Genomic DNA, 25,445 nt, shown 5'->3' with positions numbered 1-25,445 from the left:
TTATCGTGACACAAGAGCATTCAGGTCACACGGCGGCGCCTGAATGATGACGTGTCTATAAGGGTGGCAAAAGACGCGGGCGATGCAAGCGAAACGTGATAATTTAGACGCTTAGCGCTTGTTTTTGTGACTGGATATCCTGTTCTATATCGGCCCGGACATCCTTTGGCAGTGACAAAGCGTCTCCCAGCGCGTTCAGATAACTGCGTTCCATAAAGTGGTCGATATCAATGACCGCGCAGCTGACGTAGTAGATCTCCAGTGCCTCCTGCGGATCAACGATGCCCTCCGCCAGACGCTGAGGATCCAGCGGTTGGGCCAGCGCCTGGTCGATCAGCACCCGGGCCTGAACGTCGATATTGGCCGCCCGCAGCTGGGCTTCAATATTAGCCCGTTCGTGGTCATCTATATGACCATCGCTCCTGGCGGCAAAAACCAGCGCGGTGATCAGTCGCACGCTGCGCGGATCAACGTCCGCCGGCACGGCAGCCGGCGTGTTCGCCCCGGGGACAGGCGCGTTTTGAGCGCGCATCTTCTGCTGATACTTGTTCCATAACACCGTACCCGCCACCGCCCCACCGCCAGCCAGCAGCGCGCTGGTGCCGTACTTCGCCAGCAGTTTGCGTGAGGATTTACTGGCCACCAGCAACCCGGCCAGCCCGCCAATCGCGCCGGGCAGCAGTGCGCTCCCTTTTGACGACTCGCCTGTCGATGACGCGCCCTGCTGCCCAAGCAGCGACTGCAGTTGATTAAGCCAGTTAGCCATGGTTTTCCTCTCAGGTGATAAAACACTGCTATCAGCCTAAACGACGCGATGTCAGGAAATGTTAGATCTGGCTAAAGATGCGCAAAGGTGGGCGCGGCAGACAAATCCCTGCCCAGCCAGGCCATAGCTGGCTGCCGCCAGTCAGGCCACTTTCGCCTTACGCGCTTTGGTCGCTGGCGCCGCGGCGTCTTCCGCTGGAGAAGCCTCTTCTGCCGCCGACGGCGCGGGTGAGTCGTGCGCGGACGCATCCTGCTCCGGCAATCGGCCGACGCGCAGGATATGCTGCAGCGCCTCTTTTCGCTCTGCCAGCCACATCGCCATGGTGTCACGCTGGGCGTCATCCATCTCCAGCGGCGATGCCACCAGCCAGTCATTCAGCACCTCTGCCAGATCGAGCATTTTGTCGTAAGCGTCGGCCTCTTTTTTGCTGGCAAAAGACATTTTTTCCTCACCTTCGCGGATCACAACATATTTAATTTCAACCGCCATGCTGCAGCCTCTCAATACTGTATTTTTATACAGTATAACAAATTTCCTCTCCGGACTCAACTCACGCGCGTAAAGACAGACGCAAACGTTTTCGTTTATAATCGGCAGCATCTTTTTTTACTGCGGAAGAGAGTTATGACTGTATTAGGCACCGCGCTGCGCCCGGCAGCCACCAAAGTAATGCTGTTAGGTTCCGGCGAGCTGGGCAAAGAAGTCGCTATTGAATGTCAGCGTCTGGGCATTGAAACTATCGCCGTCGACCGCTACCCCGATGCCCCGGCGATGCAGGTCGCCCACCGCGCCCATGTCATCAATATGCTGCATGGCGAGAGCCTGCGCGCTCTGATTGAACAGGAAAAACCCGATTACATCGTGCCGGAGATCGAAGCTATTGCTACCGATACCCTGGTTGAACTGGAACAGGCCGGGCAGAAAGTAGTCCCCACGGCGCGGGCGGCTAAGCTCACCATGAACCGCGAAGGCATTCGCCGCCTGGCGGCAGAAGAGCTGCAGCTCCCCACCTCCAGCTATCGCTTTGCCGACAGCGAAGAAGGCTTCCGCGCGGCGGTCACCGACATCGGTTTGCCGTGCATCGTCAAACCAGTGATGAGCTCCTCCGGCAAAGGTCAGAGCTTTATCCGCTCGGCTGACCAGCTCAGCGAAGCCTGGCGCTATGCGCAGCAAGGCGGCCGCGCCGGCGCCGGGCGGGTGATCGTCGAGGGGGTGGTGAATTTCGATTTCGAAATCACCCTGCTCACCGTCAGCGCCGTCGACGGCGTGCATTTCTGCGCCCCGGTTGGCCATCGCCAGGAAGACGGCGATTACCGTGAGTCCTGGCAACCGCAGCAGATGAGCGACCTGGCCCTCGAACGTGCCCAGGCCATCGCCCGCAAGGTAGTGCTGGCGCTGGGGGGTCATGGCCTGTTTGGCGTGGAACTGTTCGTATGCGGCGACGAGGTGATCTTCAGCGAAGTTTCCCCGCGCCCACACGACACCGGCATGGTAACGCTGATCTCGCAGGATCTCTCGGAATTCGCCCTGCACGTTCGTGCCTTTCTTGGACTGCCCGTCGGCGCTATCCGCCAGTATGGTCCGGCCGCTTCCGCAGTGATCCTTCCGCAGCTGACCAGTCAGAACGTCAGCTTTGGCCAGCTGCAATCGGCCGTCGGGGCTGGCCTGCAGCTGCGACTGTTCGGCAAGCCCGAGATTGACGGTACCCGCCGCCTGGGGGTGACCCTCGCCGTTGCCGATTCGGTTGAAGAGGCCGTAGCGCGGGCTAAAACCGCCGCCGCTGCGGTCATCGTCGAAGGCTAAAGACAAAAAAACCCGGTCGCGTTGCCGCTGACCGGGTTGTCGACCCTGAGGCGCGGTTTACTTCGCGCCTTCCACCGCTTCACGCGCCAGGGTGGTGATGCGATCGTAGTCGCCGGCCTCCAGCGCGTCGGCTGGCACCAGCCAGGAACCGCCGATGCACAGCACGCTATTCAGCGCCAGGTAGTCACGGTAGTTGGCCGGAGAAATACCGCCGGTCGGGCAGAAACGAATGTGGCCGAACGGACCAGCAATCGCCTGCAGGGCTTTCACGCCGCCGTTGGCTTCCGCCGGGAAGAATTTAAACTCTTTCAGACCATACTGCATACCCAGCATCAGCTCGGAAACCGTGCTGATCCCCGGGATCAGCGGAATGGTGCCGTCTTCGGTCGCCGCTTTCAGCAGGGATTCGGTCACTCCCGGGCTGATAGCGAACTGCGCGCCAGCTTCCGTTACCGCTTTCAGTTGCTCGACGTTGGTGACCGTGCCCGCGCCGACAATCGCGTCCGGCACTTCTTTAGCAATCGCGCGGATCGCTTCCAGGGCGCACTCGGTGCGCAGGGTGACTTCCAGCACGCGCACGCCGCCCGCGACCAGCGCTTTCGCCATCGGTACCGCATGCTCCAGCTTTTTCACCACGATAACCGGGACAACCGGACCGGAGGTGAGGATTGCTTCTGCTGTTGTTTTCCAGTTTTTCATCAGGATTTTCTCTCGCCAGATCTAGAAATAAAATCGTCTTAAAAAGTGATGCAGGTTGCGCCCTGCTCCGCGCCAGAGAGCTTCTCACGCAGCGCCCCAAACATCTCCCTACCGGTTCCCACGCGCGACGCGCTGAGGTCAGGGATATGCGGCTGACGCGCCGCCAGTTCGGCATCGTCCACCAGCAGCGTCAGTTCTCCCGTCTGCCCGTTCACGCGAATCACATCGCCATCGCGCACCTTCGCCAGCAACCCACCATCATAGGCTTCAGGCGTGACATGGATTGCTGACGGGACTTTACCGGAGGCGCCAGAGAGTCGGCCATCGGTCACCAGCGCTATTTTGAAACGGCGGTCCAATAATACACCAAGTGGCGGCATAAGTTTATGTAATTCTGGCATCCCGTTCGCTTTTGGCCCCTGATGACGGACCACCACCACACAATCTTTATCCAGCAGGCCCGCTTCAAAGGCCGGCAATACGTCGTGTTGGCTCTCGAACACCACCGCCGGCGCTTCGATCACCTGATTCTCCACCGGGACAGCCGAGGTTTTCATTACCGCGCGCCCCAGGTTGCCGCTCAGCACCTTGGTGCCGCCGTGACGGGAGAACGGTTTCTCGAAGGTCGCGATGACCTGATCGTCAAGCGGCGCTGTCGCCCCTTCACGCCAGTCCAGCTCGCCGTTGTTGAGCCACGGCTCCAGGGTATAACGCGACAGACCAAAGCCAGCGACGGTGTGAACATCCTCATGCAGCAGGCCGCCTTTCAGCAGCTCGCGCACCAGTACCGGAACGCCGCCCGCCGCCTGGAAGTGGTTGATATCCGCCGGGCCGTTGGGATAGAGGCGCGCCAGCAGCGGCACCACGTCTGACAGGTCAGAGAAATCGTCCCAGTTAATGATGATCCCCGCCGCGCGGGCCATCGCCACAAGGTGCATGGTATGGTTGGTAGAGCCACCGGTCGCCAGCAGCGCCACGATGCCGTTGACCACCACTTTTTCGTCGAACATTTTCCCCAGCGGCATCCACTCGTTGCCATTGCCGGTCATGCGGGTGACCTGGCGCGCGGCGGCGGCGGTCAGCGCGTCCCGCAGCGGGGCATCCGGATGGACAAAAGAGGAGCCCGGCAGCTGCATGCCCATAAACTCAACCACCATCTGGTTGGTGTTCGCCGTCCCGTAGAAAGTACAGGTTCCCGGCGCGTGGTACGAGGCAGCTTCAGACTCCAGCAGGGCCATACGATCCACTTTACCTTCCGCGTACAGCTGGCGAATGCGGACCTTCTCTTTATTAGCCAGGCCGCTGGCCATTGGGCCGGAGGGAATAAAGACCGACGGCAGATGGCCGAAAGAGAGTGCCGCCATGGTCAGGCCAGGAACAATTTTATCGCATACCCCGAGGTATAGCGCGCCGTCGAACATGTTATGCGACAGACCGATAGCGGCGGACATGGCGATCACTTCGCGGCTCAGCAATGAGAGCTCCATACCGTCCTGCCCCTGGGTTACGCCGTCGCACATTGCCGGCACGCCACCGGCCACCTGGCCGACCGCATTGGCGCTATGCAGCGCTTTACGGATGATGTCCGGATAGTGTTCGTAGGGCTGGTGAGCGGACAACATATCGTTGTAGGAGGTAATGATGGCGATATTGTTGCGCAACATGCTTTTCAGAGAGGCTTTGTCGTCAGCCTGACAGGCCGCGAAACCGTGAGCCAGATTGCCGCAGGCCAGTTGCGCACGATGCACGGTGTCGGTTTTGGCCTGGTTAATCCTTGCGAGGTAAGCCGCGCGGGTGTCACGCGACCGTTCGATAATGCGATTTGTTACCCGTAACATTGTCGAATTCATAAAGGCTCCTCAAATTTGTATCTGTCCGGCCGCTGCGTGATGACGTATTTTTGTGCTAAAGGCCACCAACACCAGCGCTCAGGGGCAAAATGTCTGAAAGCAGTGTAATAAAAAAAGCCCCGTGGGTGAATCCTCACGGGGCTTAAAAGATTAAAAAGCGTGCGACTTTCTGCGTCAGATCATGTTACCGGTAAAATAACCCTGACGGATTAGGCTGCGAGCTTACTCGAACTCGTTCCATGAGCGGCCGTCACGGGTGATCATCGCCACCGACGCAACCGGTCCCCAGGTCCCTGCCTGATATGGTTTCGGCGCATCGCGGTCGGCAGCCCAGGCTTCGGTGATGGAATCCACCCATTTCCACGCCTCTTCCACTTCATCACGGCGGACGAACAGCGCCTGGATACCGCGCATGGTCTCCAGCAGCAGACGCTCATAAGCATCGGCCAGGTGCGTCTGGTTGAAGGTCTCGGAGTAGCTCAGATCCAGCTTGGTGATCTGCAGATTATGCTTATGGTCGAGGCCCGGCACTTTGTTCAGCACCTGGATATCCACCCCTTCGTCCGGCTGCAGACGAATGGTCAGCTTGTTCTGCGGCAGCTCCTGCCAGGTCTCTTTAAACAGGTTCAGCTCCGGAGTTTTGAAGTAAACCACTACCTCAGAGCATTTGGTCGGTAGACGTTTGCCGGTGCGCAGATAGAACGGTACGCCGGCCCAGCGCCAGTTATCGATATCGACGCGGATAGCCACGAAGGTTTCGGTGTTACTGGTTTTGTTGGCGCCCTCTTCTTCCAGGTAGCCCGGCACTTTTTTGCCCTGGGCAAAGCCGGCGGTGTACTGGCCGCGAACGGTTTTCTCACGCACGTTGGAGCGATCAATGCGGCGCAGGGATTTCAGGACCTTGACCTTTTCATCACGGATGCTGTCGGCGCTGAGATCGGACGGCGGTGACATGGCAATCATGCAGAGGATCTGCAGCAGGTGGTTCTGGATCATGTCGCGCATCTGCCCGGCCTGGTCGAAGTAACCCCAGCGCCCTTCAATACCCACCTCTTCCGCGACGGTGATTTCGACATGGTCGATAGTGCGGCAGTCCCAGTTATTGACGAACAGAGAGTTGGCAAAGCGCAGCGCCAGCAGGTTGAGGACCGTCTCTTTACCGAGGTAGTGGTCGATACGGTAGACCTGGCACTCTTCAAAAAACTCGCCGACCTGGTCGTTGATTTCACGCGAGGTTTCCAGCGAGGTACCCAGCGGTTTTTCCATCACCACGCGCGCAGGCTTGGCATTGAGCTTCGCTTCGCCCAGACCTTTGCAGATCGCGCCAAAGGTGCTCGGCGGCATGGCGAAATAGTTGATGGTGACACGGTTCTGTTGATCCAGCATCTCACCCAGACGCGTGAAGCCGCTGGTGTCATTGACGTCAAGATTACAGAACTCCAGGCGTCCGCTCAGGGAATCCCACAAACCCTCATCAATTTTTTCCTTCATGAAGGTTTCCAGCGCTTCGCGCACGACTTTGGTGTAAGCCGCTTTATCCCAATCGGCACGGCCGACGCCAATGATGCGGGTGTCGGCGTGGATCTGGCCCGCTTTTTCAAGCTGATACAGGGAAGGCAACAATTTACGTCGCGCCAGGTCGCCCTTCGCGCCGAAAATGACCAGGTCGCATGCCTGGGCCGTTTGCGTTACCGCCATGTCATTCTCCTCAGTTGATAGTCTGGTGCTTCTGCCAGGCTATATTTGTAATTTTCTTACACTGCACTGTACTGTGTTTACGTATTTCCCGAAAGCCTTCCCCTTCGTTTGCGGCGGTAAAACCGCACAGGGTGAAAACATTCGGCGATGATTTGGGCATCTGGCTGATATTGTTCGTTGTTTGTACCTGTTTCAGGTCAGTAAAATACGACTCTGATCATGTAATGAAAAAAAACAACATTATTTCACGTCATTCCTCACCGCTTGCGCTTGCGGAGGGGTATATTCTTGCTAAAACGCCCGATGATTTCACCCATTAATGAAATCGTTTCCATTGATGAGCGCCCTGTTACTAATGAACATGCTGGAAAAAATCCAGTCCCGACTGGAACACCTTAGCAAATCTGAACGCAAAGTGGCGGAAGTGATCCTCGCCACCCCCGCGCAGGCCATTCATTCGAGCATCGCCGCCCTCGCCCTTGAGGCCGGGGTGAGCGAACCGACCGTCAATCGCTTCTGCCGCAGTCTCGAAACCCGCGGGTTTCCTGATTTTAAACTGCACCTTGCCCAGAGCCTCGCGCACGGCACGCTCTATGTTAACCGGAATGTTGATGAAGACGACAGCGTTGAGTCATACACGGGAAAAATATTCGAATCGGCCATGGCGAGTTTAGATCAGGTCCACCATTCTCTCGACATGTCGGCGGTGAATCGCGCGGTGGATCTGCTGACTCAGGCCAAAAAAATCGCCTTTTTCGGCCTCGGTTCCTCGGCGGCGGTCGCCCATGATGCGATGAACAAATTTTTCCGCTTTAACGTGCCGGTCATCTATTCCGACGACATTGTCCTGCAACGCATGAGCTGTATGAATTGCGATGACGATGATGTGGTGGTGATTATCTCACATACCGGAAGAACCAAGAGCCTGGTGGAGCTGGCGCAGCTGGCCCGTGAAAACGATGCCATGGTGATCGCCCTCACCTCCGCCGGTACCCCCCTGGCCCGGGAAGCCACGCTCGCCATCACCCTCGATGTCCCGGAAGATACCGACATCTATATGCCGATGGTCTCCCGTCTCGCCCAGCTGACCGTCATCGACGTATTGGCGACGGGGTTTACGCTGCGTCGAGGGGCAAAATTCAGAGATAACTTGAAGAGGGTCAAGGAAGCGCTGAAGGAATCGCGTTTTGATAAAGAACCGTTCGTACCCAGTGATAATCAATAAAAGTTGATAACAAGCAGTACCCCATTACACCTTCGATAACGATCCGGCTGTGCGACGTTGCAGGCTGGCGCTACCGAATCCATGTTCACGCAACACCAAAGTTGTATCAGTCAACGGAGTATTACATGTCCAGAAGGCTTCGCAGAACCAAAATCGTTACTACCTTAGGCCCAGCAACTGACCGCGATAACAACCTGGAAAAAGTTATCGCCGCGGGCGCAAACGTAGTGCGTATGAACTTCTCTCACGGCACCCCGGAAGATCATCAGCTCCGTGCCGACAAAGTGCGTGAGATTGCGGCAAAACTGGGCCGTCACGTGGCCATCCTCGGCGACCTCCAGGGACCAAAAATTCGCGTATCGACCTTCAAAGAAGGCAAAATTTTCCTCAACGTCGGCGATAAATTCCTGCTCGACGCTAACCTTGGTAAAGGTGAAGGCGACAAAGAGAAAGTCGGGATCGACTACAAAGGCCTGCCGGCGGATGTCGTGCCGGGCGATATCCTGCTGCTCGACGATGGTCGCGTGCAGCTGAAAGTCCTCGAAGTTCAGGGAATGAAAGTGTTTACTGAAGTGACCGTCGGCGGTCCGTTGTCTAACAACAAAGGGATCAACAAGCTGGGCGGCGGTCTGTCTGCCGAAGCGCTGACCGACAAAGACAAGGCTGATATCGTCACCGCCGCCAAAATCGGCGTCGACTACCTGGCGGTCTCTTTCCCGCGCTGCGGCGAAGACCTGAACTACGCCCGTCGCCTGGCGCGCGATGCCGGCTGCGATGCGAAAATCGTCGCCAAAGTTGAGCGTGCGGAAGCGGTCTGCGATCAGGATGCGATGGACGACGTGATCCTCGCCTCCGATGTGGTCATGGTTGCGCGCGGCGACCTCGGCGTCGAAATCGGCGATCCAGAGCTGGTGGGTATCCAGAAAGCGCTGATTCGTCGTGCCCGTCAGCTGAACCGTTCCGTCATTACCGCCACCCAGATGATGGAGTCGATGATCACCAACCCGATGCCGACTCGTGCTGAAGTGATGGACGTGGCCAACGCCGTGCTGGATGGTACCGATGCGGTGATGCTCTCTGCGGAAACCGCTGCCGGTCAGTACCCGTCGGAAACCGTGGCCGCGATGGCGCGCGTGTGTCTGGGCGCCGAAAAAATCCCCAGCCTCAACGTCTCCAAACACCGTCTGGACGTCCAGTTTGACAACGTAGAAGAAGCGATTGCTATGTCGGCGATGTATGCCGCCAACCACCTGAAAGGCATCACGGCCATCATCACCATGACCGAATCGGGCCGCACCGCGCTGATGACCTCGCGCATCAGCTCCGGTCTGCCGATTTTCGCCCTTTCCCGCCACGAGCGCACCCTGAACCTGACCGCACTCTACCGAGGGGTGACCCCGGTGTTCTTCGACAGCCAGAATGACGGGGTAGCCGCTGCGCACGATGCCGTCAATCTGCTGCGGGACAAAGGCTACCTGGTCTCTGGTGACCTTGTGGTCGTTACCCAGGGTGACGTGATGAGCACCATCGGCAGCACCAACACCACCCGTATCCTCACCGTCGAGTAAGCCTCGGTGTCGACCTGCCAGCGATGCGCTGGCAGGTTTTTTTTTGCCCACTATCTGGCAGATTACACCACCCAGCTCAACAACAGCGTCGCGGCGATCACCGTCGACGCCCCGCCGATCCGCGTCGCAATCTGGGCAAACGGCATCAACCCCATCCTGTTTGACGCCGAGAGGATGGCCACATCTCCGGTTCCTCCAAGGCCGCTATGACAGCTGGTCACGATAGCGGCTTCCACCGGATACATATTCAGGCGAGTAGCGATAAAGAAACCGCTCAGCGCCATGGCAATAACGATGGAGCCGCAAACCACGACGTAGCCAATGGAGAAGACCGAGACCACGCTCTCCAGCGGCACATACAGCATGCCCAGGCCGATCATCAGCGGCCACACCAGCGCGGCGGAGACAAACTTGTAGCAGCTATGCGCCCCCAGCTCCATCGCCGCCGGGATAACGTTGGTATATTTGCAGAAGACGGCCGCCAGAATCATCAGCACCGGCCCGGGAATATGCACTACCTTCTCCAGCAGACCACCGACGATGAAAAATGCACAAATCATCAGCAACCCGGCGCCCATCAGCTGAAAATCGGTGGGTTGGGTACTCTGATGTTGCGCAAAGACGCTATTATCGTCATGGCTGCGGATCAGCATCCCATTGCCGGAGAGCGCCGGACGACGTGCGCCCATGCGCGCCAGAAAACCAGCGCAGATAATGGCGAAAATATTCCCAACCACCGCGGCCGGTGCCAGCTGGGCAACATAGACATCAGGTGTTTGCCCGAGAATGGCCGAATAAGCCAGCGACAAAGGCAGGATCCCTTCGCCAATGCCGCCGCCGATAATCGGCACGATGATAAAAAAGAAGGTGTGGTAAATACTGTAGCCAAATAAGCTGCCCACCAGCAGGCCGGTTAATATTGCCGCCCCGGTCCCGGCCACCAGCGGGACAAACATACGCACCATCCCCTGAATCAGAATAGTGCGGTTCATTCCCAGAATACTCCCGACAACCAGACAGGCGATGACGAAATAGAGGAGATTGGCCTCCTTCATCAGCAAATGCACGGTATCGAGCGTATGGGCTTCAAACACGCCAAAGTAGACCAATACTGAGGGCATCATCAGGCACAATATGGCCGGCCCGCCAATGTCTTTTAGTACTGGCACCATGCGGCCAATCTTAGCCAGCGCGAATCCCAGGGTCATAATGACCGCCAGTCCGCCAATCATATTTTTCGGCAGCAGGCCCGCGCTCGCAGAGAGCGCGACGATCGCAGCGATACCAATAAAGAGCGTTAACGGTACGGCACCAACGTCGATATTGGATAAAAGTCGTGTCGATTGGCCGTTCGGTTGCGTTTTATCTATCGGGTGGTTGAGTGAATTATTTTCCATATTTTTACCTGAATGATAAGGAGGTAGCGTAGGGTAGTAACGCAATATTAAAATTTGCGTAGCAACATAAATGAAATAGCACTAAACACCGGCTCACCAAAATACACTCAAAACGGTAGCACAGGCGTTTAAAACAAAAAATGACAAACGGATTTCTTCTGTTGGCTTTGTGACTAAACTATAAAATTGATTTTAAGTAATTTAATTTATCGTCATAAAGCTAAAGTTTTCATCAATGGTGAAATTTAAATGCCTTAGATACAACCCCATGATTTAACCCTGTTTTCTTTATTTGTAAGTAAAGTATCCGAGACGAAATTATTTAAAGGCAGGCGACTGTGATGACTATCACCTTTTAAATATTACGGGATCGCTAGATTGGCGACACAACAACCCGATAAAATATGTCAGGACATCTTATGCCTTCACTACTCTTACAATCTCTTTTCCCATTGGTATTTATCATGCTGCTGGGATGGCTTAGCGGTAAACTAGGCTATACCCGGCGCGAGGATGCCTCCGTTCTGGCCACGGTGGTGATCCGCTTTGCGCTTCCGTTCCATCTTTTTATCGGCGCGTTAAATACCCATCCCGATAAAATTAAAAACTTCACCTTTATGGCGGTGTTAGTCATTGGCCTGATGGGGTCCTATTTTCTCACGCTGCTGATCTCACGCTATGTTTTCCGTCATGATATTAAAACCAGCGCGATTCAGTCGCTGGTTTGCGCCTTCCCCGATATGGCCTACTTTGGCGCGCCCGTGCTGGCGGTACTGATAGGTCCGGAGGGTTTTCTCGGCGTGCTTATCGGAAACCTGGTGACCAGCGTATTGATGATCCCCCTGACTATTATCCTGATTCGCATGGGAGACAAGCACCGGAGCGCGGATGAACCCCAGCTTCACGCCGGGCAGCTGATCCTGCAAAACCTACTGAAGGCCGTGAGAAACCCCATCGTCTGGATCCCAATTTCCGGCGTATTGCTCAGCCTGGCGGGAGTCCAGCTGCCACCTATGCTCAGTATGCCTATTGAAATGGTGGGTAAAATCGCCGGCGGTCTGTCACTGTTCGCCCTGGGACTGCTGTTTTACGGCGAACGCCCGACGGTCAATATTCAAACCTGTACCAATATCAGTATCAAAAATCTGATCCAACCGGCAATGATGGCCCTGGCCGGACTGGCCTTTGGGCTCAGTCATACCTTAATGCAACAGGTTATTATCATCGGCGCGACGCCTTCCGCCATCGCGGCAGGGATGTTTGCGCTGCGCAGCGATACCTATATTGAGCCGGCCTCATCCTCTATTTTGCTGGGTACCGCCATCGGCGTCGTCACCGAAGGCATCATGATTTATCTCATTTCGTAATCACGGAAATAAACACCAAGACATCAGGCAATGTTTTAATTTGATATTCAGGAGTCCTCCAATGTTAGCCACAGAAACCTTATACACTCCCTATAACGGTGCCGTCCTGCTGGAAAATCCGTTATTAAATAAAGGCCTTGCATTTACCGAAAGTGAACGCACAGCATTTAATCTTCAGGGACTGCTACCCCATAATGTTGAAACCATTGAAGAACAAACCGAGCGCGCATGGGGCCAGTTTTGCCAGTTCAAAAAGAGTATTTCGCGCCATATCTATCTCAGGAATATTCAGGATACTAACGAGACATTATTCTATAACCTGCTGCGCAGTCATATGAAAGAAACGCTGCCGGTGATCTATACCCCGACGGTGGGTGAAGCGTGTGAACATTTCTCAGAAATATATCGCCGGGGACGCGGTTTGTTTATTTCCTGGCCCAACCGTCACCAGATTGACGAAATGCTGCAGGGATTTTCCCGCAATGATATCAAAGTCATTGTCGTGACCGATGGCGAGCGCATTCTGGGGCTGGGCGACCAGGGGATTGGTGGCATGGGGATCCCCATTGGCAAACTCTCGTTATATACCGCCTGCGGGGGCATTCACCCGGCATCCACGCTGCCTATCATGCTAGATGTCGGCACCAACAACCCGCAGCATCTGGAGGATCCGCTGTATATGGGCTGGCGCCATCCGCGCATCAGCGACGAGCAGTACCTGGAGTTTATGGACATGTTTGTCCATGCCATTCAGCAACGTTGGCCGAATGTATTACTTCAGTTTGAAGACTTTGCCCAAAAGAATGCCACGCGACTGCTCAACCGCTATCGTCACCAGCTGTGCTGTTTTAACGATGATATCCAGGGCACCGCCGCCGTGACCTCAGGGACGCTGATCGCCGCCGCGGCCGCGGCCGGGACGCCGATCCGCGACCAGCGGGTAGTTTTCCTTGGCGGCGGTTCGGCCGGATGCGGCATTGCGGAAAAAATCATTGCGCTGATGGTGGATGATGGGCTTTCGCAGGAGGAAGCACGCCGCCGTATCTTTACGGTTGACCGCTTTGGCCTGCTGACGGATGAGATGCCCAATCTGCTCGATTTTCAGCGCGACCTCGTCACGCCGCGAGCCAGTATTGCCCACTGGGATACCGAGTCCGCCCAACTGTCGCTGATGGATGTCGTACGCAACGTCCACCCTACCGTACTGATTGGCGTGTCTGGCCAGCCGGGGTTATTTAGCGAAGAGATAGTGAAGGAGATGCATCGGCACTGCCCGCGTCCGATTATTATGGCGCTCTCTAACCCCACCTCCCGGGCCGAAGCCCAGCCGAAGGATTTGCTGGAGTGGACCCGGGGAAGCGCGCTGATCGCCACCGGCAGCCCGTTCGAACCCGTCTTCTACGACGGCAAAACCTACGATATCGCTCAGTGCAACAACGCCTATATTTTTCCCGGTCTGGGGCTGGGGATCCTCGCCAGTAAAGCGCAGCGCGTCACGGAAGCGATGCTGATCACCTGCAGTAAAACCCTGGCAGCCCACTCGCCTTTGGCGAGCCGTGAAACCGGTGCTTTACTGCCGCCGGTTGAAGAGATCGAAATGATTTCCCGGGCTATTGCCGCAGAGGTCGCTCGCGCCGCGCAGCGGGACGGCGTTGCGCCGCAGATTGACGAGGCACAGCTGGCGGCGAATATCGATAAAACCTTCTGGCGAGCGCGCTACACCGCCTATAAACGATCGTCATTCTGATCGTCATTGCTCCGCTCATCTTACGGGAGGCCGGCTGGCTTCCCGCCACACCGGGGAACCACGCATGTTCAATGTGCTGATCGTCGATGATGATCCCATGGTAGCCGACCTGAACCGGCTGTTTATCAGCCGGGTAGCTGATTTTCACTGCTGCGGGGTGGCGGCGACGATCGGCGACGCCAAAGCGATGCTAAGCCATCTGGCGCAGGTCGATCTACTGCTGCTGGATGTCTATATGCAACAGGAGAATGGCCTGGACCTGCTGCCGGCGCTTCGCGCAGATGGGCGGAATATTGACGTCATCATGATGACGTCTGCCGCCGATACGCTCACGCTACAAACGGCGCTGCACTATGGCGTGGTGGATTACCTGATTAAACCGTTTCAGTTTCCGCGCTTTGAGGAGGCCCTGCAGGCATGGCGCAAAAAGCGTGAGGTGACGCAGGCGAAATCCTGTTATGCCCAAGCGGATATCGACACCCTGCTGCGCCGCGGGATCCCGCAACAGGAAAGCGCCCGCCGCCTGCCGAAAGGGCTGACGCCGCAAACCCTTCGCCTGGTGTGCCAGTGGATTGACGACCATCAGGCGCGCGATTTTTCGACAAACGAGCTGGCGGCGGCGCTGCAGATATCCAGGGTGTCATGCCGTAAATACCTGATTTGGCTGGAGCAGATAAACGTGCTCTTCACGACCAATCACTACGGTATCACTGGCCGCCCGGAGTATCGCTACCGGCTTGTCGTCGAGAACCTGATGTTACTGACGCAATATAGCCAGTGAGCCAGGAACGCCCACTGGCTCTCTTTTAGACTACTTCTTTGGGAACAGCTCTTTGCGTTTGTAGGGCTCGATTTCACCCGGCTTGCGCGTTTTCAGCAGCTTCAGGATCCAGGTGTACTGCTCGGTGTGCGGCTTAACAAACACTTCCACTTCTTCGTTCATCCGCCGGGCGATCGTCGTATCGTCTGCGTCCAGCAGGTCGTCCATCGGCGGGCGGACCAGCACCGTCAGGCGATGCGTTTGGCCATCATAGACCGGAAACAGCGGTACGACGCGGGCGCGGCATACCTTCATTAAACGGCCAATCGCGGGCAGCGTCGCCTTGTAGGTGGCAAAGAAATCCACAAATTCACTGTGCTCAGCGCCGTGATCCTGATCGGGCAGATAGTAACCCCAGTAGCCCTGGCGCACCGACTGAATAAACGGTTTGATCCCGTCGTTGCGCGCGTGCATACGCCCGCCAAAACGACGGCGCACGGTATTCCACACGTAATCAAAGACCGGGTTACCCTGGTTGTGGAACATCGCCGCCATCTTCTGCCCACCGGAGGCCATCAGCATCGCCGGGATATCCACGCCCCAGGCATGCGGAACGAGGAAAATCACTTTCTCGTTATTACGCTGCATCTCGTCGATGATCTCTTTCCCCTGCCAGTCGACGCGGGCAAGGATTTTCTGCGGATCGCGCAGGCCCAGCTCGGCCATCATCACCATCGCCTGCGGCGCCGAGGCATACATGGCGTCGATGATCGCTTCCCGTTCGTGCTCGCTTTTTTCCGGAAAACAGTACAGCAAATTAATCTGCGCCCGGCGCCGCGAGCTTTTCGCCAAACGCCCTACGAAGCGGCCGAGTTTTCCGAGGATCGGATCGCGAAAGGAAGGCGGCGTCAGCGCGATGCCTGCGAAGGCAAAGACGCCCAGCCACGCGCCCCAGTAGCGCGGCAGTAAAAAGGATTTCTCAAACTTAGGGATAAACTCAATATTATTTTTTTTCGTTTCCATGCCCAATCCGCAGGTCGACTGCTTAATCAAGATAATGGGATAGTGTAGCGAGACGTTGGGTAACCTACAAAAGAAAAAGCCGGCGCCCTGGGGCACCGGCTTTCCACTGACCGGTGGTTAGTCAAACCGCAGCTGCGGGACGACCTCTTTGACCTGCGCCAGGTAATCGGTACGGTCGGAACCGCTCAGCCCTTCGGTACGCGGCAGCTTAGCCGTCAGCGGGTTGACCGCCTGCTGGTTGATCCACACTTCATAGTGCAGGTGCGGCCCGGTAGAACGGCCGGTATTCCCCGACAGCGCGATACGATCGCCGCGCTTCACTTTCTGCCCCGGTTTCACCAGCAGCTTACGCAGGTGCATATAGCGGGTGGTATAGGTGCGACCGTGGCGGATAGCAACATAATACCCGGCAGCGCCGCTGCGCTTGGCCACTACCACTTCGCCATCACCCACTGCCAGCACCGGCGTCCCCTGCGGCATCGCGAAATCGACGCCACGATGCGGCGCGACGCGCCCGGTGACCGGATTCAGACGACGCGGGTTAAAGTTAGAGGAAACGCGGAACTGACGCGCCGTCGGGAAGCGCATAAAGCCTTTCGCCAGCCCCGTCCCGTTACGATCGTAGAATTTGCCGTCTTCGGCACGGATAGCATAGTAATCCTTACCGTCGGAGCGCAAACGCACGCCCAGCAGCTGACTTTGCTCGCGCTTGCCGTCGAGCATTTCGCGCGACATCAATACCGAGAACTCGTCGCCTTTTTTCAGCTTACGGAAATCCATTTGCCACTGCATGGCCTTGATCACCGCGCTGATTTCGGTACTGGTCAGGCCGGCATCGCGCGCGCTGGAGACAAAGCTGGCGCCGACGGTGCCCTTCAGCACATTGTTGACCCAGTCGCCTTTCTGCAGCTCGCTGCTCATTTTAAAACCGTTGTCCACACGGGTATAAGTGCGGGTTTCGCGGCGGGACATCTCCCAGGTCAGGCTCTGCAGATCGCCGTCCGCGGTCAGGGTCCAGGAGAGCTGCTGGCCAATCTTCAGATTACGCAGCTCTTTATCGGCGGAGGAAAGCTGGGCGATATCGCCCATATCGATACCGTACTGGTTCAGGATGCTGCTGAGCGTATCGCCAGTCGACACCACATATTCATGACCGCCGGCATCGGTATCGGCCTTCTCGTCGAGTTCATCCTGAGGAATGGCTTCTTCTTCCTGCGGGGCCTGGTCGATCGGCTCGGAGGCTTCCGGCAGCAGGGAACGGATCTCGCTTTTTTCCAGTTCAATGGTTCTGACGATGGGGGCGGATTCCGGGTGGTAAATGTAGGGTCGCCAGACGGCGACCGCTAAGGTAAGAACGCTAAGCGACCCCAACATGACGCGATGAGGTCGTGGCAGATTGTTGAATGCCTGAGTGACAGCGCGGGCTATCTGTTGCACGTATTCACTTCCTCGTTAATCTCCTTTCAGGCAGCTCGAATACTGATTCGCCAGCTGGGTCAGGAATTGCGGGTAACTCGCTTTACCCAACGTAATTCCAGTACCCAGCGGATCCAGGGTTCCCATGCGCACAGACGTGCCCCGGGCAACAGCTTCGATAACCGCTGGCCTGAACTGTGGCTCAGCAAAAACGCACGTGGCCTTCTGCTCAACCAGTTGTGTTCTGATTTCGTGTAAACGCTGCGCACCAGGCTGTATTTCAGGGTTGACGGTAAAGTGCCCCAGCGAGGTCAAACCGTAGTGTTTTTCAAAGTAACCGTAGGCGTCATGAAAAACGAAATAGCCCTTCCCTTTCAGCGGTGCCAGCTCATTGCTAACCTGCTTGTCAGTCGCCGCCAGCGCGGCCTCGAACTGCTGCAGGTTGCTGTCGAGTTTGGCTCGACTCTGCGGCATAAGTTCTAATAATTTATCGTGGATTGCAACCGCCGAAAGCCGCGCTATCTCTGGGGATAACCACAGATGCATATTGTAAATACCGTGATGGTGATCGCCGTCACTTTTTTCTGCTGCGCCGTGGTCATGACCATCATGATCGTCATCGTCATCCGCCCCGGTCATCAGCAGCGGCTTCACCCCTTCCAGCTCCGCGATGGTCACCTTTTTATTCGCCGCAATGCTTTGCGTCGACCTATCCATAAAGGCTTCCATTTCCGGCCCAATCCATACCACTAAGTCTGCGTTCTGTAAGCGTTTTACATCAGAAGGCCGCAGTGAATAGTCATGCTCTGAGGCGCCGTCGGGCAATAGCACCTGAGTATCTGTCACCCCATCGGCGATGGCGGCTGCGATAAAGCCCAGCGGTTTCATGGAAGTCACTACGGCGGCGCTGGCCAGCGGAACCTGCGCGAACAAAAAAACAGCGCCAAGTCCAGCGCAAAGAAGCGTATTTTTATGTAACATAATGCGTCTAGTCATCGAAACGAGTGAATGTGATGTGATATTATAACATTCACTAGCTTGTGCAACCCTAAATTACTATGACAAACCTTGTTACGCTGGAAAATGTGTCGGTGGCCTTTGGCCAACGCCGCGTGCTGTCTGACATTTCGCTGGCACTCACGCCAGGCAAAATATTAACCCTGCTGGGCCCGAACGGCGCCGGTAAATCGACCCTTGTGCGAGTGGTTCTGGGGCTGGTAGCACCAACAGAGGGTGTCATCAAGCGGGAAGACCGCCTGCGGATTGGCTACGTGCCGCAGAAGCTGCATCTTGACGCCACGCTGCCGCTGACCGTCAGCCGCTTCCTGCGTTTGCGCCCAGGTACCCGCAAAGACGACATCCTGCCGGCACTGAAACGTGTGCAGGCCGGGCATCTGATCGACGCGCCGATGCAAAAACTCTCCGGCGGCGAAACCCAGCGCGTACTGCTGGCCCGCGCCCTGCTCAACCGCCCACAGCTGCTGGTGCTGGATGAACCGACCCAGGGTGTTGACGTCAATGGCCAGGTGGCGCTTTACGATCTTATCGACCAGCTGCGCCATGAACTGGACTGCGCAGTGCTGATGGTATCGCACGACCTGCATCTGGTGATGGCCAAAACCGACGAAGTCCTGTGCCTGAACCAGCATATCTGCTGCTCCGGCGCGCCGGAGGTGGTCTCCATGCATCCGGAGTTTATCTCCATGTTCGGCCCGCGCGGCGCGGAACAGCTGGGGATTTACCGCCACCACCATAATCACCGCCACGACCTTCAGGGGCGAATTGTACTGCGTCGGGGAAACAGCCGCTAATGATTGAACTTCTGTTACCTGGCTGGCTGGCCGGGATGATGCTGGCCTGCGCCGCCGGTCCGCTGGGCTCCTTTGTGGTCTGGCGCCGCATGTCCTATTTCGGCGACACGCTGGCGCATGCGTCGCTGCTCGGCGTCGCTTTTGGCTTATTACTTAACATCAATCCGTTTTATGCGGTGATCGCCGTGACTTTGCTGCTGGCCGGCGGGCTGGTGTGGCTGGAAAAACGCCCCCATCTGGCGATCGATACCCTGCTGGGCATCATGGCGCACAGCGCACTGTCGCTGGGGCTGGTGGTGGTCAGTCTGATGTCTAACGTCCGCGTCGATCTGATGGCGTACCTGTTCGGCGATCTGCTGGCAGTGACGCCGCAGGATTTGATTGCCATCGCCATTGGCGTAGTGATTGTGATTGGTATCCTGCTCTGGCAGTGGCGACCGCTGCTGGCGATGACCATCAGTCCGGATCTGGCGTTTGTCGATGGCGTGAAGCTGCAGCGCGTGAAGTTGCTGTTGATGCTGGTCACCGCTCTGACTATCGGCGTGGCGATGAAGTTCGTCGGCGCGCTGATCATCACTTCCCTGCTGATTATCCCGGCCGCCACCGCCCGCCGTTTTGCCCGCACGCCGGAGCAGATGGCCGCCGTGGCAGTGGGCGTGGGCATGCTGGCCGTTACCGGCGGGTTAACCTTCTCGGCCTTCTACGACACCCCGGCCGGGCCGTCGGTGGTGCTGTGCGCCGCCGTGCTGTTTATTCTCAGCATGACAAAAAAAGCCGCCAGCTGAAAATGAAAAAGCCCGGTCGCGCTGCTGACCGGGCCTCATAATGAACGACACATCCGTCGCGAACTAGGGCATTTCCGGCGGCGTGATCCCGAAATGATTCCAGGCGCGCACCGTCGCCATTCTTCCCCGTGGCGTACGCTGCAGAAAACCCTGCTGAATTAAGTAGGGCTCCAGCACATCTTCAATGGTTTCCCGCTCTTCGCCGATCGCGGCGGCGAGGTTATCCAGCCCCACCGGCCCACCAAAGAATTTATCTATCACCGCCAGCAGTAGTTTACGGTCCATATAGTCGAACCCTTCCGCATCGACATTCAGCATATCCAGCGCCTGGGCAGCAATGTCGGCAGAGATGCTGCCGTCGTGGCGCACTTCCGCGAAGTCGCGCACCCGGCGCAGCAGACGGTTGGCAATACGCGGCGTGCCGCGTGAACGACGGGCCACTTCCAGCGCGCCTTCGTCGCTCATCTCCAGCCCCATATGGCGGGCGCTGCGGCTGACGATATGCTGCAGATCGGGTATCTGATAGAACTCCAGACGCTGCACGATGCCAAAGCGGTCGCGCAGCGGCGAGGTCAATGAACCGGCCCGGGTGGTGGCGCCAATCAGGGTAAACGGCGGCAGATCGATTTTGATGGAGCGCGCCGCCGGACCTTCGCCAATCATAATATCCAGCTGATAGTCTTCCATCGCCGGGTAGAGCACCTCTTCCACCACCGGCGAGAGGCGATGGATCTCATCGATAAACAGCACGTCGTGCGGTTCGAGGTTGGTGAGCATCGCGGCGAGATCGCCCGCTTTCTCCAGTACCGGGCCGGAAGTGGTGCGCAGATTCACCCCCATCTCATTGGCGACAATGTTCGCCAGGGTGGTTTTCCCCAACCCAGGCGGGCCAAAAATCAGCAGGTGATCGAGGGCGTCGCCGCGCAGTTTCGCCGCCTGGATAAAGATCTCCATCTGGGAGCGCACCTGCGGCTGGCCGACATACTCTGCCAGCAATTTTGGGCGGATGGCGCGGTCAACGGCCTCTTCTGCGCCGCTGCTGTCTGCCGATACCAGCCGGTCTGCTTCAATCATCCCTTACCTCACAACGCGGCGCGCAGCGCTTCGCGGATTAGCGTTTCACTGTTGGCGTCCGGACGGGCAATCTTGCTTACCATCCGGCTGGCCTCCTGCGGTTTATAGCCCAGCGCGACCAGCGCGGCAACCGCTTCCTGTTCGGCATCATCTGCCGTCGGGCCTGCCGGCGAGGTCAGCACCAGATCGGCCGCCGGAGTGAACAGGTCGCCGTGCAGCCCTTTGAAGCGGTCTTTCATCTCGACGATCAGGCGTTCTGCGGTTTTTTTGCCAATCCCCGGCAGCTTCACCAGCGAGGCGACTTCTTCCCGCTCAACGGCATTGACGAACTGCTGCGCCGACATGCCGGAGAGGATCGCCAGCGCCAGCTTTGGCCCCACGCCGTTGGTTTTAATCAGCTCTTTAAACAGCGTACGTTCCTGTTTGTTGTTAAAACCATACAGCAGCTGGGCATCTTCACGCACCACAAAGTGGGTAAAGACTATCGCCTCCTGACCGGCCTCCGGCAGCTCATAGAAGCAGGTCATTGGCATATGCACTTCATAGCCGACGCCCGCCGTTTCCAGCAACACCAGCGGGGGTTGTTTTTCGAGAATGATGCCTCTGAGTCTGCCTATCACGTGGGGCTCCTGCGTTATGGTCTAAGTATCTGGCGGTATCATAAAAAAAGGCTGGATAGATATCCAGCCTGATTTGCGATTATCGTAAGCGCCCTCGCGCCAGATTGAGCCGGGTCTCGCTGACCTGAGCAACATTCTGGCTGATATGGCAATGGGTGATGGCAATCGCCAGCGCATCCGCCGCATCCGCTTGCGGATTGGCAGGCAGTTTGAGCAAGGTGCGCACCATGTGCTGAACCTGGCTCTTTTCGGCGCTGCCGATCCCGACAACGGTCTGCTTGACCTGACGGGCGGCGTATTCAAACACCGGCAGCGACTGATTGGTCGCTGCAACGATCGCCACTCCGCGCGCCTGCCCAAGCTTTAACGCCGAATCGGCGTTCTTCGCCATAAAGACCTGCTCAATGGCGAAATAGTCGGGCTGAAACTGGGTGATGATCTCCGTCACCCCGGCGTAGATCAGCTTCAGCCGCGACGGCAGATCGTCCACTTTGGTGCGGATGCATCCGCTGCCAAGGTAGCTCAACTGCCGTCCGACCTGGCGGATCACGCCATAACCGGTGACGCGCGACCCCGGGTCAATGCCGAGAATAATAGCCATCACGCGCCTCCGGTTAACCGTGGATGCGACTGCATCACAGGGTGGCCGCGACCTCGTCGGAGATCTCGCCGTTATGGTACACTTCCTGCACGTCGTCGCAGTCTTCCAGCATATCGATCAGACGCAGCAGCTTCGGCGCCGTCTCGGCATCCATATCCGCTTTGGTGGACGGGATCATCGAGACTTCGGCAGCGTCGGCTTTCAGGCCAGCGGCTTCCAGCGCGTCGCGCACGGCGCCCATCTCTTCCCACGCGGTGTAGACGTCGATGGCGCCGTCGTCATAGGTCACCACGTCTTCTGCGCCAGCTTCCAGCGCCGCTTCCATAATGGTGTCTTCATCGCCTTTCTCGAAGGAGATGACGCCTTTCTTGCTGAACAGGTAGGACACGGAGCCGTCGGTACCGAGGTTACCACCGGTTTTGGTGAAAGCGTGACGCACTTCCGCAACGGTACGGTTACGGTTGTCGGACAGACATTCCACCATTACCGCGGTACCGCCAGGGCCATAGCCTTCGTAAATGATGGTTTCCATGTTCGCGTCTTCATCACCGCCGACGCCGCGCGCGATGGCGCGGTTCAGGGTGTCGCGCGTCATGTTGTTAGACAGCGCTTTATCAACGGCCGCACGCAGGCGCGGGTTGGAAGCCGGATCGCCGCCGCCCAGACGCGCCGCAGTCACCAGCTCGCGAATGATTTTCGTAAAGATTTTACCGCGTTTAGCATCCTGTGCCGCTTTGCGGTGTTTGGTGTTGGCCCATTTACTATGACCTGCCATAAAAAACTCTCCAAAAAGCGCGCCCTTTCAGGCGGCGTTAATTACAAATTCTTCAATCGCCTGCCGGTTGCTCCACGACTTGGTCAGCGCAGCGGCTTCCGTCGCGCTGACCCAGCGGTAGGCCAGATGTTCGGTGAAGGTGATCTCCCGCTCATGAGGCAGCGCAAGACAGAACCAGAATTCTGTATTGCGCTCTACACCCGGCGCATAGCGATGACGCAAATGAGAAAATATCTCGAACTCCACCGTGCGCTGACAGTCAATTAAGGTCAGTTGCTCGCAGGCAACATCAATGGCGACCTCTTCCTTTACTTCACGCGCGGCGGCCTGCAGCGCGGTCTCTCCTGCTTCCAGGCTGCCGGTCACCGACTGCCAGAACGCGGGATCGTCACGCCGCTGTAACATCAGCACCCGTTTCGTATCTTCGGCGTAAATCACCACCAGCACCGAAACGGGCAGCTTAAATGACATATTACTTGTTCTCCAGAGACGCTTTCGCCTCTTTCTCCACAACCTGAATACCCAGTTCACCGAGCGCAGCCGGATTGGCGAAGCTTGGCGCTTCGGTCATCAGACAGGCCGCGGCGGTGGTTTTCGGGAAGGCGATAACGTCGCGGATGTTATCGGTACCGGTCAGCAGCATGGTCAGACGGTCAAGACCGAACGCCAGACCCGCGTGCGGCGGCGTACCGTATTTCAGCGCATCCAGCAGGAAGCCGAATTTTTCACGCTGCTCATGTTCATTAATGCCCAGAATACCAAATACGGTCTGCTGCATGTCGCCACGGTGAATACGTACAGAACCGCCGCCGACTTCATAACCGTTAATGACCATATCATAGGCGTTCGCTACGGCCTCTTCCGGCGCAGCTTTCAGCTCGTTCGCGGTCATATCTTTTGGCGAAGTGAACGGATGGTGCATCGCCGTCAGGCCGCCTTCGCCGTCGTCTTCGAACATCGGGAAGTCGATCACCCACAGCGGCGCCCATTTGCTCTCGTCAGTCAGGCTCAGGTCTTTACCGAGCTTCAGACGCAGCGCGCCCAGCGCGTCCGCCACCACTTTCTTGTTGTCGGCGCCGAAGAAGATCATATCGCCGTCCTGCGCGCCGGTGCGTTCGAGGATCGCTTCCACGATCTCAGCGGTGAGGAATTTCGCCACCGGGCTGTTGATCCCGTCCATGCCTTTCGCACGCTCGGTCACTTTAATATAGGCCAGCCCCTTCGCGCCGTAGATCTTCACAAAGTTGCCGTATTCGTCAATCAGCTTGCGGGTCAGAGAGGCACCGCCCGGGACGCGCAGGGCCGCCACGCGCCCTTTCGGATCGTTGGCCGGGCCGGCAAAGACCGCGAATTCGACGGACTTCAGCAGATCGGCAACGTCCACCAGCTCCATCGGGTTACGCAGATCCGGTTTATCGGAGCCATAGCGACGTTCGGCTTCGGCGAAGGTCATGATCGGGAAATCACCCAGGTCGACGCCTTTAATTTCCAGCCACAGCTGACGCACCATTGCTTCCATGATCTCACGCACCTGCGGCGCGGTCATAAAGGAGGTTTCCACGTCGATCTGGGTAAATTCAGGCTGACGGTCGGCACGCAGGTCTTCATCGCGGAAACATTTAACGATCTGATAATAGCGATCGAACCCGGACATCATCAGCAGCTGTTTGAACAGCTGCGGAGACTGCGGCAGCGCGTAGAATTTGCCTTTATGCACGCGGGAAGGCACGAGGTAATCGCGAGCGCCTTCCGGGGTGGCTTTGGTCAGCATCGGAGTTTCGATGTCGAGGAAGCCATGGTCGTCCATAAAGCGGCGCACAAAGCTGGTGATTTTCGCGCGGGTTTTCAGACGCTGCGCCATTTCCGGACGACGCAGGTCGAGGTAGCGGTATTTCAGACGCGCTTCTTCGGTGTTGACGTGATTGGAGTCCAGCGGCAGCGATTCTGAACGGTTAATAATCGTCAGATCGGAGGCCAGCACTTCGATGGCGCCGGTGGCCATGTCCGCGTTGATGTTTTTCTCTTCACGCGCGCGGACGGTGCCAGTGACCTGAATGCAGAACTCATTACGCAGTTCAGAGGCTAATTTCAACGCATCCGCACGATCCGGGTCGAAAAACACCTGAACGATGCCTTCGCGGTCGCGCATATCGATAAAAATGAGGCTACCGAGATCGCGACGGCGGTTGACCCAACCACACAGAGTCACCTGCTGCCCAACGTGGGACTGTCGAAGCTGTCCGCAATATTCTGTACGCATGAGATATCCCTTAACTTAGCCGTCGGCGGATTGTCGTCTGCCCTGCAGGCGACGAGGTCGCAGCTTTAGCTGATGTCACAACTGAATGAAAAAAGGCGGCTATTATACTGGAAATTCTGTCGTTCGATAAGTCCGACGCACGATGTACGCTGCTTTGCTGCGCGCTTAACGTCTACACTCACATAAATTAACAATATTTG

Annotated in this window: 24 protein-coding genes; 8 read left to right on the top strand and 16 right to left on the bottom strand. The window is 57.2% G+C overall.

Translation table 11 applies throughout. The features are described from left to right. Positions 1 to 103: 103 nt before the first annotated feature. The gene (locus tag N438_RS20260; RefSeq protein WP_012541257.1) at positions 104 to 766 is read right to left on the bottom strand and encodes a tellurite resistance TerB family protein; all 663 of its coding nucleotides are present in this window, start codon (positions 764 to 766) and stop codon (positions 104 to 106) included. A 141-nt stretch (positions 767 to 907) separates the two neighbouring features. Continuing rightward, positions 908 to 1,255 carry a YebG family protein gene (locus N438_RS20255; RefSeq protein WP_012967680.1) on the bottom strand — a complete coding sequence of 116 codons (348 nt, stop codon included), beginning with the start codon at positions 1,253 to 1,255 and terminating at the stop codon, positions 908 to 910. 135 nt (positions 1,256 to 1,390) lie between these two features. On the opposite strand from N438_RS20255, the gene purT reads away from it, so the two are divergent. Next, entirely contained in the window at positions 1,391 to 2,569 is a 1,179-nt protein-coding gene (gene purT / locus N438_RS20250) for a formate-dependent phosphoribosylglycinamide formyltransferase (protein ID WP_012541255.1), read from the top strand. A 57-nt stretch (positions 2,570 to 2,626) separates the two neighbouring features. Here purT and N438_RS20245 read toward each other — a convergent pair whose 3' ends face one another. From N438_RS20245 to N438_RS20230, 4 genes are all read right to left on the bottom strand, one after another. After that, complete coding sequence (locus N438_RS20245; RefSeq protein WP_116696442.1) at positions 2,627 to 3,268, bottom strand: bifunctional 4-hydroxy-2-oxoglutarate aldolase/2-dehydro-3-deoxy-phosphogluconate aldolase; 642 nt, start codon at positions 3,266 to 3,268, stop codon at positions 2,627 to 2,629. 38 nt (positions 3,269 to 3,306) lie between these two features. After that, a complete protein-coding gene (gene edd, locus N438_RS20240) occupies positions 3,307 to 5,118 on the bottom strand; it encodes a phosphogluconate dehydratase (RefSeq protein ID WP_008804261.1) in 1,812 nt (603 codons plus the stop codon). A gap of 222 nt (positions 5,119 to 5,340) precedes the next feature. Beyond that, positions 5,341 to 6,816, bottom strand: a complete 1,476-nt coding sequence (gene zwf / locus N438_RS20235) for a glucose-6-phosphate dehydrogenase (RefSeq protein WP_008804260.1) — start codon at positions 6,814 to 6,816, stop codon at positions 5,341 to 5,343. Positions 6,817 to 6,826: 10 nt separating this feature from the next. Next, the gene (locus N438_RS20230; RefSeq protein WP_004145554.1) at positions 6,827 to 6,976 is read right to left on the bottom strand and encodes a hypothetical protein; all 150 of its coding nucleotides are present in this window, start codon (positions 6,974 to 6,976) and stop codon (positions 6,827 to 6,829) included. Between the two features lie 159 nt (positions 6,977 to 7,135). Here N438_RS20230 and N438_RS20220 point away from each other — a divergent pair, with 159 nt between their 5' ends. Both N438_RS20220 and pyk read left to right on the top strand, forming a co-directional pair. Beyond that, the gene (locus N438_RS20220) at positions 7,136 to 8,041 is read left to right on the top strand and encodes a MurR/RpiR family transcriptional regulator (protein ID WP_162493240.1); all 906 of its coding nucleotides are present in this window, start codon (positions 7,136 to 7,138) and stop codon (positions 8,039 to 8,041) included. Positions 8,042 to 8,166: 125 nt separating this feature from the next. Next, a complete protein-coding gene (pyk, locus tag N438_RS20215) occupies positions 8,167 to 9,609 on the top strand; it encodes a pyruvate kinase (RefSeq protein ID WP_002911440.1) in 1,443 nt (480 codons plus the stop codon). A 62-nt stretch (positions 9,610 to 9,671) separates the two neighbouring features. On the opposite strand, the gene N438_RS20210 is transcribed toward pyk, so the two are convergent. Beyond that, entirely contained in the window at positions 9,672 to 11,006 is a 1,335-nt protein-coding gene (locus N438_RS20210; RefSeq protein ID WP_012967679.1) for a 2-hydroxycarboxylate transporter family protein, read from the bottom strand. Positions 11,007 to 11,425: 419 nt separating this feature from the next. Between N438_RS20210 and N438_RS20205 the strand changes: the two genes are divergently transcribed. The 3 genes from N438_RS20205 (at position 11,426) to dcuR (ending at position 14,901) form a co-directional block, all read left to right on the top strand. Next, positions 11,426 to 12,373, top strand: a complete 948-nt coding sequence (locus tag N438_RS20205; protein ID WP_012541253.1) for an AEC family transporter — start codon at positions 11,426 to 11,428, stop codon at positions 12,371 to 12,373. A gap of 61 nt (positions 12,374 to 12,434) precedes the next feature. After that, the gene (locus N438_RS20200; RefSeq protein WP_116696441.1) at positions 12,435 to 14,120 is read left to right on the top strand and encodes an NAD-dependent malic enzyme; all 1,686 of its coding nucleotides are present in this window, start codon (positions 12,435 to 12,437) and stop codon (positions 14,118 to 14,120) included. A gap of 64 nt (positions 14,121 to 14,184) precedes the next feature. Further along, positions 14,185 to 14,901 (top strand): two-component system response regulator DcuR, encoded by a 717-nt coding sequence (dcuR, locus tag N438_RS20195; protein ID WP_008804254.1) that lies wholly within the window; start codon positions 14,185 to 14,187, stop codon positions 14,899 to 14,901. Between the two features lie 30 nt (positions 14,902 to 14,931). On the opposite strand, the gene lpxM is transcribed toward dcuR, so the two are convergent. From lpxM to znuA, 3 genes are all read right to left on the bottom strand, one after another. Next, entirely contained in the window at positions 14,932 to 15,903 is a 972-nt protein-coding gene (gene lpxM, locus N438_RS20190; RefSeq protein ID WP_008804253.1) for a lauroyl-Kdo(2)-lipid IV(A) myristoyltransferase, read from the bottom strand. A 117-nt stretch (positions 15,904 to 16,020) separates the two neighbouring features. Next, complete coding sequence (gene mepM / locus N438_RS20185; RefSeq protein ID WP_012541251.1) at positions 16,021 to 17,340, bottom strand: murein DD-endopeptidase MepM; 1,320 nt, start codon at positions 17,338 to 17,340, stop codon at positions 16,021 to 16,023. Positions 17,341 to 17,355: 15 nt separating this feature from the next. Next, entirely contained in the window at positions 17,356 to 18,300 is a 945-nt protein-coding gene (gene znuA, locus N438_RS20180) for a zinc ABC transporter substrate-binding protein ZnuA (RefSeq protein WP_008804251.1), read from the bottom strand. Positions 18,301 to 18,377: 77 nt separating this feature from the next. Between znuA and znuC the strand changes: the two genes are divergently transcribed. Beyond that, positions 18,378 to 19,130 (top strand): zinc ABC transporter ATP-binding protein ZnuC, encoded by a 753-nt coding sequence (gene znuC, locus N438_RS20175; protein WP_008804250.1) that lies wholly within the window; start codon positions 18,378 to 18,380, stop codon positions 19,128 to 19,130. Continuing rightward, positions 19,130 to 19,915, top strand: a complete 786-nt coding sequence (znuB, locus tag N438_RS20170) for a zinc ABC transporter permease subunit ZnuB (RefSeq protein ID WP_008804249.1) — start codon at positions 19,130 to 19,132, stop codon at positions 19,913 to 19,915. The genes znuC and znuB overlap by 1 nt, the downstream gene beginning before the upstream one ends. A 63-nt stretch (positions 19,916 to 19,978) precedes the next feature. Here znuB and ruvB read toward each other — a convergent pair whose 3' ends face one another. The 6 genes from ruvB to aspS all read right to left on the bottom strand — a co-directional run bounded on the left by ruvB (position 19,979) and on the right by aspS (position 25,245). Further along, on the bottom strand, positions 19,979 to 20,989 hold the full coding sequence (gene ruvB, locus N438_RS20165; RefSeq protein WP_012541250.1) for a Holliday junction branch migration DNA helicase RuvB: 1,011 nt from the start codon (positions 20,987 to 20,989) through the stop codon (positions 19,979 to 19,981). A gap of 8 nt (positions 20,990 to 20,997) precedes the next feature. Beyond that, the gene (gene ruvA / locus N438_RS20160; RefSeq protein ID WP_002911454.1) at positions 20,998 to 21,609 is read right to left on the bottom strand and encodes a Holliday junction branch migration protein RuvA; all 612 of its coding nucleotides are present in this window, start codon (positions 21,607 to 21,609) and stop codon (positions 20,998 to 21,000) included. A 79-nt stretch (positions 21,610 to 21,688) separates the two neighbouring features. Then, positions 21,689 to 22,210: a crossover junction endodeoxyribonuclease RuvC gene (gene ruvC, locus N438_RS20155; protein WP_008804247.1), complete on the bottom strand. Its 522-nt coding sequence runs from the start codon at positions 22,208 to 22,210 to the stop codon at positions 21,689 to 21,691. A 34-nt stretch (positions 22,211 to 22,244) separates the two neighbouring features. Next, positions 22,245 to 22,985, bottom strand: a complete 741-nt coding sequence (locus N438_RS20150; RefSeq protein ID WP_002911459.1) for a YebC/PmpR family DNA-binding transcriptional regulator — start codon at positions 22,983 to 22,985, stop codon at positions 22,245 to 22,247. Between the two features lie 27 nt (positions 22,986 to 23,012). Continuing rightward, complete coding sequence (nudB, locus tag N438_RS20145) at positions 23,013 to 23,456, bottom strand: dihydroneopterin triphosphate diphosphatase (RefSeq protein WP_002911477.1); 444 nt, start codon at positions 23,454 to 23,456, stop codon at positions 23,013 to 23,015. A gap of 1 nt (position 23,457) precedes the next feature. Beyond that, complete coding sequence (gene aspS, locus N438_RS20140; protein WP_116696440.1) at positions 23,458 to 25,245, bottom strand: aspartate--tRNA ligase; 1,788 nt, start codon at positions 25,243 to 25,245, stop codon at positions 23,458 to 23,460. Between the last annotated feature and the right edge of the window lie 200 nt (positions 25,246 to 25,445).

Origin of the sequence: Klebsiella sp. GL120222-02 (genome assembly GCF_003097195.1) — a bacterium.
Lineage (GTDB): Bacteria > Pseudomonadota > Gammaproteobacteria > Enterobacterales > Enterobacteriaceae > Klebsiella > Klebsiella variicola.
The sequence above is the reverse complement of the archived record's forward strand: the minus strand, read 5'-3'. Positions and strand labels throughout refer to the sequence as shown.

Coding starts and splice junctions, on each gene's coding strand:
- N438_RS20260 (WP_012541257.1), bottom strand. CDS start 766: ATGGCTAACTGGCTTAATCAACTGCAGTCGCTGCTTGGGCAGCAGGGC.
- N438_RS20255 (WP_012967680.1), bottom strand. CDS start 1,255: ATGGCGGTTGAAATTAAATATGTTGTGATCCGCGAAGGTGAGGAAAAA.
- purT (WP_012541255.1), top strand. CDS start 1,391: ATGACTGTATTAGGCACCGCGCTGCGCCCGGCAGCCACCAAAGTAATG.
- N438_RS20245 (WP_116696442.1), bottom strand. CDS start 3,268: ATGAAAAACTGGAAAACAACAGCAGAAGCAATCCTCACCTCCGGTCCG.
- edd (WP_008804261.1), bottom strand. CDS start 5,118: ATGAATTCGACAATGTTACGGGTAACAAATCGCATTATCGAACGGTCG.
- zwf (WP_008804260.1), bottom strand. CDS start 6,816: ATGGCGGTAACGCAAACGGCCCAGGCATGCGACCTGGTCATTTTCGGC.
- N438_RS20230 (WP_004145554.1), bottom strand. CDS start 6,976: ATGCCCAAATCATCGCCGAATGTTTTCACCCTGTGCGGTTTTACCGCC.
- N438_RS20220 (WP_162493240.1), top strand. CDS start 7,136: ATGAAATCGTTTCCATTGATGAGCGCCCTGTTACTAATGAACATGCTG.
- pyk (WP_002911440.1), top strand. CDS start 8,167: ATGTCCAGAAGGCTTCGCAGAACCAAAATCGTTACTACCTTAGGCCCA.
- N438_RS20210 (WP_012967679.1), bottom strand. CDS start 11,006: ATGGAAAATAATTCACTCAACCACCCGATAGATAAAACGCAACCGAAC.
- N438_RS20205 (WP_012541253.1), top strand. CDS start 11,426: ATGCCTTCACTACTCTTACAATCTCTTTTCCCATTGGTATTTATCATG.
- N438_RS20200 (WP_116696441.1), top strand. CDS start 12,435: ATGTTAGCCACAGAAACCTTATACACTCCCTATAACGGTGCCGTCCTG.
- dcuR (WP_008804254.1), top strand. CDS start 14,185: ATGTTCAATGTGCTGATCGTCGATGATGATCCCATGGTAGCCGACCTG.
- lpxM (WP_008804253.1), bottom strand. CDS start 15,903: ATGGAAACGAAAAAAAATAATATTGAGTTTATCCCTAAGTTTGAGAAA.
- znuA (WP_008804251.1), bottom strand. CDS start 18,300: ATGTTACATAAAAATACGCTTCTTTGCGCTGGACTTGGCGCTGTTTTT.
- znuC (WP_008804250.1), top strand. CDS start 18,378: ATGACAAACCTTGTTACGCTGGAAAATGTGTCGGTGGCCTTTGGCCAA.
- znuB (WP_008804249.1), top strand. CDS start 19,130: ATGATTGAACTTCTGTTACCTGGCTGGCTGGCCGGGATGATGCTGGCC.
- ruvB (WP_012541250.1), bottom strand. CDS start 20,989: ATGATTGAAGCAGACCGGCTGGTATCGGCAGACAGCAGCGGCGCAGAA.
- ruvC (WP_008804247.1), bottom strand. CDS start 22,210: ATGGCTATTATTCTCGGCATTGACCCGGGGTCGCGCGTCACCGGTTAT.
- N438_RS20150 (WP_002911459.1), bottom strand. CDS start 22,985: ATGGCAGGTCATAGTAAATGGGCCAACACCAAACACCGCAAAGCGGCA.
- nudB (WP_002911477.1), bottom strand. CDS start 23,456: ATGTCATTTAAGCTGCCCGTTTCGGTGCTGGTGGTGATTTACGCCGAA.
- aspS (WP_116696440.1), bottom strand. CDS start 25,245: ATGCGTACAGAATATTGCGGACAGCTTCGACAGTCCCACGTTGGGCAG.